Annotated in this window: 9 protein-coding genes and 3 pseudogenes; 4 read left to right on the top strand and 8 right to left on the bottom strand. The window is 64.2% G+C overall.

Features of this window, described 5'->3' with window-relative positions; genetic code table 11:
* The 6 genes and pseudogenes from AC1D2K_RS19665 to AC1D2K_RS19640 form a co-directional block, all read right to left on the bottom strand.
* Positions 1–777: ABC transporter ATP-binding protein (locus tag AC1D2K_RS19665; protein ID WP_478090510.1), on the bottom strand; the 777-nt coding region annotated here is incomplete at its 3' end.
* Positions 777–1,643 (bottom strand): ABC transporter permease, encoded by an 867-nt coding sequence (locus AC1D2K_RS19660; RefSeq protein ID WP_478090509.1) that lies wholly within the window; start codon positions 1,641–1,643, stop codon positions 777–779. The genes AC1D2K_RS19660 and AC1D2K_RS19665, both read right to left, overlap by 1 nt.
* Positions 1,643–2,608 (bottom strand): ABC transporter permease, encoded by a 966-nt coding sequence (locus AC1D2K_RS19655; RefSeq protein WP_478090508.1) that lies wholly within the window; start codon positions 2,606–2,608, stop codon positions 1,643–1,645. The genes AC1D2K_RS19660 and AC1D2K_RS19655 overlap by 1 nt, the downstream gene beginning before the upstream one ends.
* 39 nt (positions 2,609–2,647) lie before the next feature.
* A complete protein-coding gene (locus AC1D2K_RS19650) occupies positions 2,648–4,237 on the bottom strand; it encodes an ABC transporter substrate-binding protein (protein ID WP_478090507.1) in 1,590 nt (529 codons plus the stop codon).
* Between the two features lie 329 nt (positions 4,238–4,566).
* A pseudogene (locus tag AC1D2K_RS19645) lies at positions 4,567–5,302 on the bottom strand (IS6 family transposase).
* A 29-nt stretch (positions 5,303–5,331) separates the two neighbouring features.
* Positions 5,332–5,877: a hypothetical protein gene (locus AC1D2K_RS19640; protein WP_478090506.1), complete on the bottom strand. Its 546-nt coding sequence runs from the start codon at positions 5,875–5,877 to the stop codon at positions 5,332–5,334.
* Here AC1D2K_RS19640 and AC1D2K_RS19635 point away from each other — a divergent pair.
* From AC1D2K_RS19635 to AC1D2K_RS19620, 4 genes and pseudogenes are all read left to right on the top strand, one after another.
* Entirely contained in the window at positions 5,864–6,466 is a 603-nt protein-coding gene (locus AC1D2K_RS19635) for a plasmid pRiA4b ORF-3 family protein (RefSeq protein ID WP_478090505.1), read from the top strand. The genes AC1D2K_RS19640 and AC1D2K_RS19635 overlap by 14 nt on opposite strands.
* Entirely contained in the window at positions 6,438–7,847 is a 1,410-nt protein-coding gene (locus AC1D2K_RS19630) for an ISKra4 family transposase (RefSeq protein WP_478090504.1), read from the top strand. Before AC1D2K_RS19635 ends, AC1D2K_RS19630 begins: the two co-directional genes overlap by 29 nt.
* A gap of 37 nt (positions 7,848–7,884) precedes the next feature.
* A complete protein-coding gene (locus tag AC1D2K_RS19625; protein WP_478090503.1) occupies positions 7,885–8,451 on the top strand; it encodes a site-specific integrase in 567 nt (188 codons plus the stop codon).
* 169 nt (positions 8,452–8,620) lie between these two features.
* Positions 8,621–8,743 (top strand): annotated as a pseudogene (locus AC1D2K_RS19620) (IS3-like element ISBvi3 family transposase); the annotation flags it as partial.
* A 27-nt stretch (positions 8,744–8,770) separates the two neighbouring features.
* On the opposite strand, the gene AC1D2K_RS19615 reads toward AC1D2K_RS19620, so the two are convergent.
* On the bottom strand, positions 8,771–10,240 hold the full coding sequence (locus AC1D2K_RS19615) for an aldehyde dehydrogenase family protein (protein ID WP_478090502.1): 1,470 nt from the start codon (positions 10,238–10,240) through the stop codon (positions 8,771–8,773).
* A gap of 190 nt (positions 10,241–10,430) precedes the next feature.
* Positions 10,431–10,987: pseudogene (locus AC1D2K_RS19610) on the bottom strand (dihydroxy-acid dehydratase); the annotation flags it as partial.

Here is a 10,987-nt window from a genome sequence, read left to right as displayed (position 1 = left end):
GGCCAGCAGGCCCTGCGTGTAGGGATGCTGTGGCGCGTCGAACAGCAGCTGCACCGGCGCCTCCTCGACCTTGCGCCCGGCATACATGACCAGCACCCGGTCGGCCACTTCGGCCACCACGCCCAGGTCGTGCGTGATGATGACCAGCCCCATGCCCGAGTCGCGCTGGATCTGCGCCAGCAGCGCCAGGATCTGCGCCTGGATCGTGACGTCCAGCGCGGTGGTCGGCTCGTCGGCGATCAGCAGCTTGGGCTGGCAGGCGATGGCCATGGCGATCATCACGCGCTGGCACATGCCGCCCGACAGCCGATGCGGATACTCATGCAGGCGCGCCTGCGCGTTCGGAATGCTGACCTGCTTCAGCAGCCGCTCGGCGCGCTGCCATGCGGCCGCACGGCCGATGCGCTCATGCGCCTGCAGCATCTCGACCAGCTGCGCGCCCACCGTGCGCACCGGGTTGAGCGAATTCATCGGATCCTGGAAGATCATCGCGACATCGCGTCCGCGCACGTCCTGCAGCTCGCGTTCGGACAAACGCGCAAGGTCGCGTCCAAGCAAGCGGATGGCGCCGCCAGCCATCTGCACCTGCGGCTGCGGCAGCAGACCCAGCACCGACAGCGCGGTCAGCGATTTGCCGCATCCCGACTCCCCGACGATGGCCAGCGTCTCGCCCGCCGATACCGAGAATGACGTCCGGTCGATGGCTTTCGCACGGCCCGAGCGCGTGTGGAGAACGACGTCGAGATTTTCGACCTCGAGCAAGGCGGAACCAGCCATCAGCGGTGTCCCAGCTTGGGGTTGAGGGCGTCGTTCAACCCGTCGCCGACGAGGTTGAGCGCCAGCACCGTCAGCATGATGGCCGCGCCCGGGATCGCGCAGATGAACCACGATGTGCGGATCAGCGTGCGGCCGTCGCCGATCATGCGGCCCCAGCTGGCGATGTTGGGGTCGCCCAGGCCGAGGAAGGACAGCGCCGACTCGAACAGGATGGCGCTGGCCACGGTGAGCGACGACAGCACGATGATCGGCGGCAGCGCATTCGGGAGGATCTCGCCCAGCACGATCCGCAGGTCGCTCATCCCGCTGGCGCGGCAGGCATTGACGAAGTCGCGCTCGCGAAGCGACAGGAACTCCGCCCGCGTCAATCGCGCGATGCCGTTCCATGAGACGAAGCCGATGGCCAGCGTGATGTGGGTCAGCGTCGGGCCGAGGATCGCCACGATGCTCAGCRGGAAGATGAGGTTGGGAATGGTCTGGAAAAGCTCGGACACCCGCATCACGACTTCATCGATCCAGCCGCCGCAGTAGCCGGCCAGTGCGCCGACGGTCACGCCGATCAGCGTGGCGGTCAGCGCCGCGAAGGCGCCGATCAGCAACGAGGCACGGGCGCCGTGCACGATCATGGCGGCGATGTCTCGCCCCATGGCATCGGAGCCCAGCAGGTGCTGCGATTCCTGCAGGGGCCACAGCTCGGGCGCGGCGACGATGCGCATCGGGTCTCGAGGAAAGAAACCGTTGGCGAGCACGGCGCCCGCGATGACGAGCAACAGGAGCAGCGCACCGGCCAGCGCGCCACGGTGTCCGGCAAACCGGCCCAGCAGGCCTTGCCTGCGTGCAACAGAGGAAATCAGGACAGAGGTCATCACAGCCGCACGCGCGGATCGAGCTTGAGATAGGCCAGGTCGGCGGCCAGGTTGCAGACGGCCACCACCAGTGCGCTGAGCACCATCACGCCCAGCACGACCGGGTAGTTGCGGCTCATCACGCTGTCGAACAACAGGCTGCCGATGCCGGGCCAGCTGAACACGGCCTCGATGACGACGCTGCCGCCGAGCGCCGTGCCCAGCTGAAGGCCGACCAGCGTCACCACCGGGAGCAGGGCATTGCGCAGCACGTGCGCCAGCACCACCCGGGCGCCCGACAGTCCCTTGGCCCGGGCGGCGCKCACGTAGTCCATGCGCGCCACTTCGAGCATCGAGGCGCGCATGACCCGCGCGTAGATGGCGGCGTAGAAGAGGCCCAGCGTGAGCGCCGGCAGCGCCAGGTGCCTGAGTACGTCGACGACTTGAATCCAGACCCCACCGTCCAGTCCGATCGTCTGCATGCCGCCCACCGGCAGCCAGCCGAGCTTCACCGAGAACAGCACCACCAGCATGATGCCGAGCCAGAAGCTGGGCGCAGCGAAGAAGAACACTGCCAGCGCACTGACCAGGTTGTCCCATCCGGAGCCGACCTTGACCGCGGCGATCACCCCGGCCGCGCTGCCCACCAGCACCGCGATGCTGATGGCCGACAGCATCAGCAGCAGCGTGGCGGGGAGTTGCGCCATGATGATGTCCATCACGGGCGCGTTCTGGCGATAGGAGAAGCCAAGGTCCAGGTGCACGACCGAAACGAGGTAGCGCCACAACTGGACCAGGGGCGGCTGGTCCATGCCGTAGGTGGTGCGAAGCCGCTCGACGATGGCTGGATCGGACACCTGCTGCTCGGCCGTCATGACATCGAGAAAGCTCCCGGGCGCGGCCTGGATGAGCGCGAAATTCAGTACGATCACCCCGAGCAGCAACGGGATCAGCTGCAGCAGGCGCCGCAAAAGCATGCGAGACATGGTCAACCTCGAAGGGTCGCCGCCGATCGGCAGGGCCGATCAGCGTGCGAGCCAGACCTCTCCCCAGCCTTCACCCATGAAGTTCGCCGATTTCGAATGGTCGCGCACGGTCTTGCGGGCCACCGTATAGGGCTCGATCTCCACCAGCGGCAGGATCGGCGCTTCGGTGCTCACGATGCGGGCGAAGTCGTGCGCAATGGCCTTGCGCTTGGCTTCATCGGTCTCGGTCGACAACCGCGCGACCAGCTTGTCGATTTCCGGCCTCGAGAAGCCGGTGGCGTTGCGGAAGGCCGCGCCCTTGACGATGCCGTCGGACGTGTAGAACTGGGTCAGCGAAGGCACGGGCTCCGCGGCGCCGGCATTGTTGGACAGCGCGATGTCGTAGTCGTAGTCGCCGTAGATGCGCTTGAGCGAGGTCGGCCGGTCGAGAACGTTGAGGTTGACCTTGACCTTCACGTCCTCCAGCGCCTGCTTGACGTACTGGCCGAGCTTGACGTTTTCTTCGAACCAGCCCGCCGCAACGAGGTTGACCGTGAAGCGCGAGCCGTCCTTGACCGGGAAGCCCGCAGCGTCGAGTGCCTTGCCTGCCTTCACCACGTCGACCGGGTACTGCGGCAGGTCGGGGTTGTAGAAGAGCGTGTTGATGCTGGAGAACGGACCGTTCCCCGGCCGCGCCTGTTTGTAGTAGATGGTGTTCGCGATGAACTTGCTGTCGATCGCCTGCAGCAGGGCCTGGCGTACCTCCCGCTTGTTGACGATCTCCCGCCGCTGGTTGAACTCGATCGTGGCGACCCAGGCCGAGTTCTGGTAGCCCCGCTTGTCGACCGCGAACTTGCCGCCGGTGGTCAGGCGCGCCAGATCGGGCACCGGCACCGGGTTGAAGGTGGCGATGTCGAGTTCCCCCGCCTCCAGGGCGGCCGCGCGTGACGCCGGGTCGCGCCACCAGCGGATGATCAGCTTGTCGAGGTAGGGCTGCGCCGGGTTCCAGTAATGGTCGTTGCGCACCAGTTCGACGTGGCTGCCACGCACCCAGGTCTTGTACTTGAACGGGCCGGTGCCCACGGGGGTGTTGTTGATCGGGTTGGTGATGATGTCCTTGCCCGCGTAGAGGTGCTTGGGCAACACCAGGTCGGTGGCCAGGATGCTTTTGAAGGTGAACTCGGGGATCGGCGCGTCGAGCCTGAAGACCACGGTCAGCGCGTCTGGGGTCTCGACCGTCTTCAGCGACTTGAGCGACACGCCGTCGGAGATTGGCTTCCAGTATTCGAGCGCGTTGTAGGCCACGTCGGCCGAGGTGAAGTCCTTGCCATCGTGCCACTTGACGCCCTTCCGGAGCTTCACCGTGTAGCTCCTGAAATCGGGCGCGGCGGTCACGCTCTCCGCCAGCAAGGGCGTGAACTTGAAGTCGCCCTCTAGCCTCAACAGGCGCTCGAGCACCTTGGTCGATGTGAACAGAGGGCTCGAGCCTCCGCCGGCAGGCACGAACAACGCCTGCGGCTCGAAGCCGCCCCAGGTGGCGGTCAGCGTTCCGCCCTTGACGGGGGTGTCCCCTGCCTGCGGAGCTGCCTGGGCCGCGAAGGCGAAGGTCAGGGCCAGTGTAGTGATCGAGATTGCGGAGCGCAGCGGCATTGAATCGAGTTGTCGTTTTGTGGTGCGAGAAGGATGACGCAGGTCATCGAAGCGAGACCGCAACCTTAGGGCTTCCCTGGCGTTTCCCCAACGAAGAAGAAGCAGCTTGCTTATTCGGTTTACGTCGGCCAATGCGTGCTAGTCCGCGAAGCTTCCGCGTTCTCGCTCGTGGGCGCGTAGTCTCGGACCTTCTTCGCCGCCACGGTGATGGCCGGATTGGCGCCCAGTTCGATCGATGGAATGTCTCTGTGCACGGTCTTCTGGAAGTCGACGAACGGCCTTGTCACGTTAGGCGTGACAAGTCGCAAACCCGACAGGGATGCCTGGGCTCAGGAGGCGGTGGACGGATTTTGGGTGAGGCCCGTGAAAAGGTGCCAGGCGTCGAAGCGCGCAGCGAGTTGCTTGCGGTGGAGCGATGCGCGCAGCAGATGGCGCTTGAGTGCGAAGTGCTGGCGGATGGGACCGAAGCTCGAGAGGAAAGCCTGCGTGCGCTCGGGCCGGCGAAAACCTCGCATGCGTCGCTCGCGTTCACGGGTGGGCTGATGGCTGTTCTCGGCGCGGTTGTTCACCCGAGCGCAGGCCTTCACGAACAGGTGGCGGACGTTCGCCAGCTCCGGAATCTCGGCCTTCGCTGCCGGATAGCTGTGCAGTTGGTCGGTGACGGTCCTGTGTGGAGGCTCTGGGCAGGCGGCCAGCACGCGCTTGAAGAAGCATCGCGGCCGCCATGTCGCGGCGCTTCTGCACCAGGATGTCGAGCTCGGTGCCATGCTGATCGACGGCGCGCCACAGTAGGTAGGGCTCACCGCGCAGTGTCACGAACATCTCATCGAGATGCCAGATCGAGCCCGGCTTGCGGCGTGCAGCCTTGGCCCGATGCGCGAAGCTCACACCGAACTTGTCGCACCAGCGCCGGATCGTCTCGTAACTGAGGACCACGCCGCGTTCGAACATCAACTCCTCGATGTCACGCAGGCTCAGCTGAAACCGGAAATATCAGCGCACCGCCTGGCTGATCAACACGGCAGGGAACCGATGACCGTGATACAGCGACCTCTTCTTTTGCATCCAGCAAGAGAGCGATTCAAATGGTGGGGTCATGCCGCCAAGGGCATCGTCGACGCGTTGGACGGGAACCCTGGGTACCAGCGGGCGAAGTCATCGCGCAGTTGGCCGTCGATGACGCGCACCCGCACCTGCAGCAGCAAGTGCGCGCTGCGGGGATCCCAGCGCATCTGCTGCGACTTGGACATGCGCTTGTCGATGAGCTGGTTGACAGCCGACTCCACGAAGGCACTGGAGATGCGTCGGCCCGCTCGGTAGCGCCTTCCATAGTTGGGCAGCGAGTCCGAGTTGTTGCGTAGGTAGCCGAGCAGCTCGAGGGTGAGCCTTCGAATCTGACGCGCGGCCGGCTTACGGCACACCGTCGACTTGCCCAAGACGTACAGCATCGTGGTCAGGCGCCGCATGGCTTCCGGCGCTCGACCATGCCAAAGCCGCCACTTCAATCCGCCGGCCAGCCGCGACAACGAGAGCATCCATTTCTTGGGGGTGTGCAGCGGAGCAAAGTAAGCTTCGGAAATGTCAACCGGAGCGTCCTTCGGGCAAGAAGTCCTGCAGCTGCGCGTTGTGCTGCGCAGCATCAGCCCATTGATCTTGCGCCGCCTGCTGGTGCGGGGCGATACGAGCATCGCCCGGCTGCACCAGATTCTGCAGGTCGTGTTCGGCTGGCAGGACATGCACCTTCACCGCTTCGAAATCCGCGGCCGCGAATACGGAATCCACCAGGATGGCGGCGCGTTCTTCGACACTGACGCTCACGAGGCATTGATCGGCCAACTGAAGCTGCAGCGCCTTGAACGATTCACCTACGAATACGACTTCGGCGACCGGTGGATGCACGATCTGCGCATCGAGGCCACGTGGCCCATCGACCCGAAGCGGGTGTATCCGGTGTGCATCGCAGGCCGGCGTGCAGCGCCTCCGGAGGACTGTGGCGGCCCGCATGCGTTCATGGCCAATCGGTCCCAGTACGCTTTGATGGGCAAAGGCTTGTCACGCGCCCAGCTCGACGGCCTTCTCGACGAGGTGGAGGACGAGGAGTGGGACATTTTGAGTCACTCCCATCCTGAACGTTTCGATCGGCGCGCCATCAATCGCAGGCTTGCCGCTTTGGCTACGCCATCCGAGGAAAGGTGTGGAGATGAAGGTCACCGTTCAGATTTGTATTGAGGGGGCCGCGTCGCGGCCCTTCACCGTGCCGATTCACACCATTGATTGTCCCTGTGACCGGGTGCAAGACGTTGGACTCGCCCTCGGCGACGCCAAGTCCATACTCGGGAAGCTCCAGCAAACGCTCGTGCGAGAGCAACTGGCGCTTTACTTGACCGACCACAGGGCGTGTCCGCAATGCGGGAGGCCGCGAGCGATCAAGGGCTATCACCCGCTGCGCTTTCGCACTGCCTTTTGGGATATCGTCCTGCGCAGTCCGCGTTGGTACCGCTGCCGCTGCGAGCAGTCACGAGAAGCAACGTTTTGCCCGTTGAGCGAACTCCTGACGGTGCACACGTCGCCGGAACTGGCGTATCTCGAGGCCAAATGGGCGGCGCAAGTCTCCTTCGCGGCCGTGAGGGAACTGCTGCAGGAGGTGCTGCCGGTCGAGCAAGGGTTGCATCAGGAGACCATTCGCCAACACGTCCTGGCCACCGCTGAGCGACTCGAGGCGCAGCTCGGCCCGGAGCAATTCGCTTACGACGGCGGCTCCCAGCGCGAGATCGAGGCTTCGCCGGAGCCTGCCGCCCCGATCACGGTGGGGCTGGATGGAGGCTACATCCGAGGTCGCGAGCGCCGGCCCGGCGCCAACGGATGCTTCGAGGTCATCGCGGGAAAGAGCATTCCCGAGGAAGGTACGGCGAAGGTCTTCGCATTCGTTCATCGGGTGGATCCGAAACCCAAACGCCGGCTGCGTACCGTGCTTGAGTCGCAGGGCATCCTGCCCCGCCAGCACATTACCTTCCTTTGTGATGGCGGCGACACAGTGCGCGAGCTTGGCGCGTTCGTCCATCCGCGGTCCGAGCACATCCTGGACTGGTTCCACGTTGCGATGCGCATCGAGCAGCTGCTGCAGACGACACGAGGCTTGCACAGTTCGCAGCAAGAGGACCTCCTCAGGAACGTCGAGCGAGTCAAATGGTTCCTGTGGCATGGAAACGTGGTCCGCGCCAACGACACCTTGAACGACTTGCTCTATGAGATCGACGATCTGCGCGAGAAGGATCGGCAAATGAGTCAACCGCCCTCGGTCGTGCTCAAGAAGCTTGCTCGAGCGCTCGACGAATTCGCGACCTACATCGACAACAATGCCGGCGCCATCGTGAACTACGGGGAGCGGTACCGGTGCGGGGAGCGCATTTCCACCGGCTTCGTCGAATCCGCGGTCAACCAGGTGATCGCCAAGCGGTTCGTGAAGAAGCAGCAGATGCGTTGGACGCCGCGCGGGGCTCACCTGTTGCTTCAGGTCCGCACCCAGGTCCTGAACGGCGAGCTACGCGCGTCATTCCAGCAGTGGTATCCGCGCTTCGGCGCTGAGGTTCAAGAGCCGCTCGCAGCGTAACCGAGGGGAAAGTTGCTCCACTGCACACCCCCAAGAAATGGATGCTCTCCTGGAGGCGGTGCTGGAGACCTGCGACGACTCGCTCAAGGGGAAGCGCGACCGCGCCCTCCTCCTCTTTGCGTGGGCCTCGGGCGGGCGGCGGCGCTCGGAGGTGTCAGAGGCGGTCTTCGAGAACCTGCGCCGGGTCGATGGGGGAAACTTTCTGTACACGCTCGCGAGTTCCAAGACGAACCACAGCGGGAAGGTGCGGCCCGAAGACGTGAAACCCGTGGTCGGATCGGCGGCCGAAGCGCTGGAGGCTTGGCTCAAGGCGAGCGGGATCACCTCGGGCCCCCTCTTCCGGCGCATCCTCAAGAACGGGAAACTGGGCACCGACGGGCTCTCGGGGACAGCGGTTCGGGACATCGTGAAGGCGCGGTGTGCGTTGGCCGGTGTGGGAGATGATTTCTCGGCGCACTCGCTGCGGTCGGGCTTTGTCACCGAGGCGGGTCGGCAGAACATGCCCTTGCAAGAAACGATGGCGATGACGGGGCATCGGAGCTTGGAGACCATAGGGGGTATTTCAGAGCGGGGGCCGCACAGGTCAGTGAGTTGGCTCGAATGATGGTCGCCGACCGGAGTCAACCAGACCCGCTTAGTCGAGAATCTCATTCGTAGTGAGAAGGTGAGAAGGTGAGAAGGTCGGGTGTTCGGCTCATCTCTCGGGCGCCAATACAGAAAAGGCCTCGTTGCTATCAAATAGATAGCAACGAGGCCTTTTCCTTTGACCGTGTCGGGCACAGGCCCGTCTGGACATCGTCGATTGGATCGAGGGCTTCTACAACCGCGTGCGCATGCACACGGCCCTCGGATACCTCGCACCTGTCGAAAGGGAACATAGCCTCTTGGCTGCGTGACTTGGTGTACGTGGAAACGAGGCAGGGTCATTCATTGCATTTTTGGCATTGGTCAGTCACGCACGCGAGCGTGTAAGCCGTCTTCACGACGGTGAAGAACTCCTGCGCGTACTTGCCCTGCTCGCGCGGGCCGTAGCTCGAACCCTTGCGCCCGCCAAAGGGCACGTGATAGTCCACGCCCGCAGTCGGCAAGTTGACCATCACCATCCCGGCCTGGCTGTGACGCTTGAAGTGCGTCGCGTACTTGAGGCTTGTGGTCGCAATGCCTGCCGAGAGACCGAACTCGGTATCGTTGGCCGTGACCAGCGCTTCCTCGTAGTCCTTGACGCGAATCACGCTCGCGACGGGGCCGAAGATCTCTTCCTTGTTGATGCGCATCGCGGCCACGGATTCGCTGAACAGCGCCGGAGACATGTAGAAGCCGTTGGTGTCCAGCTTCAGGCGCTGGCCGCCCGCTGCCAGGGTCGCGCCTTCGCTCTTGCCGATCTCGATGTAGCTCAAGTCCTGCTCCAATTGGCTCTGGCTGGAGACGGGGCCTATGTCGGTGCCCTGCGCCAGCGCATCGCCCACCTTGATCTTCGTCATCCGCTCCTTCATCGCCTCGATGAACCTCGGGTAGATGCCCTGCGTCACGATCAGCCGGCTCGACGCCGTGCAACGCTGGCCGGTCGAATAGAACGCGCTCTGCACGCTCAGTTCCACCGCCTGCGCAAGGTCGGCATCGTCGAGCACCACCTGCGGGTTCTTGCCACCCATTTCGAGCTGCACCTTCTTGTGGTTCTCCACGCACTTCATCGCGATGCGTCGACCCACGCCGACCGAGCCGGTGAAGCTCACCGCATGGATGYCGGGGTGATTGACCAGCGCATCGCCAATCACGCTGCCGCGGCCCATCACCAGGTTGAAGACGCCCGCCGGGATGCCCGAGCGGCTGATGATCTCGGCCAGCGCCCAAGCGCAGCCCGGCACCAGGTCCGCGGGCTTGAGCACCACGCAATTRCCAAAGGCCAGCGCCGGCGCGATCTTCCACGCGGGAATCGCGATCGGGAAGTTCCACGGCGTGATGAGGCCGACCACGCCAACCGGCTCGCGCGTGATCTCGATACCGATGTTGGGCCGCACCGAAGGAATGACTTCGCCCGCCAGGCGCAGGCATTCGCCCGCGAAGAACTTGAAGATCTGGCCGGCGCGGGCGGTCTCGCCCATGGCTTCGGCCTTGGTCTTGCCTTCTTCGCGCGCCAGCAGCGTGCCCAGTTCTTCCTTGCGCGCAAGGATCTCGTTGCCGATCTTGTCGAGCGCGTCGCTGCGCGCCTGGATGCCGCTGTTTGACCATACGGGGAAGGCCGCGGTTGCCGCGGCCACGGCCGCCTCGACTTGCGCGGCGTCGCCCTGCGCATATTCGGCGATGGTGTCGCCTAGGTTGGACGGGTTCAGGTTGGGGCTGTAGCTGTTGCCCTTGACCCATTGGCTGTCAATGAGGTTGTCGTGTTGTTGCATGTGTCTGTTCTCAAATGCGGTGATTTGCGCTCCGCGCGCGACGRCCAAGAGCCCCTCCGATTGCGCTCATGCGCATCATGGCGTTGCCCATCGCGACCGGAGGTCGAATGGAGAGAGACGGTTGGCATCACAGTCGAAACCGTGATCAAGGCGCGTCAGAGCGAGTTTGTCTGCCGCGATGCGCCTTTCGCTATTCGGGTGATTTGCCCACCATCCGCGCTGCGCGCAGAAAATCGAAATCGACGCCTTTGTCGGCTTGCGTCACGGTCTGCAGAAAGAGCTTTCGATAGCCGCGCTCGGCTGTCGGCTCGGTCACTGGAGACTCCTTGGCGCGGCGTGCCAATTCTTCGTCGGATACCAGCAGCGAGATCTCGCGATTGGCTACGCTCAGGCGAATCTGATCACCGTTGCGCACGTACGCCAACGGCCCGCCGATGGCGGCTTCGGGTGTCACGTGCAACACGATGGTGCCGAACGCCGTGCCACTCATGCGGCCGTCGGAGATGCGCACAATATCTTTGACCCCGGCGCGCGCCAGCTTGCGCGGGATCGGCAGGTAGCCGGCCTCCGGCATGCCGGGGGCACCCTTGGGACCGATGTTCTTTAGCACCAACACGTCGTCGGCCGTCACGTTGAGTGCGTCGCTGTCGATGCGGTTGGCCATATCTTCGATGTTCTCGAAAACCACCGCACGACCGACGTGCTCCATCAATTTCGCGGTGGCCGCCGATTGCTTGATGATGGCGC

The organism is Variovorax sp. P1_H12_2, assembly GCF_056405335.1.
The sequence above is the reverse complement of the archived record's forward strand: the minus strand, read 5'-3'. Positions and strand labels throughout refer to the sequence as shown.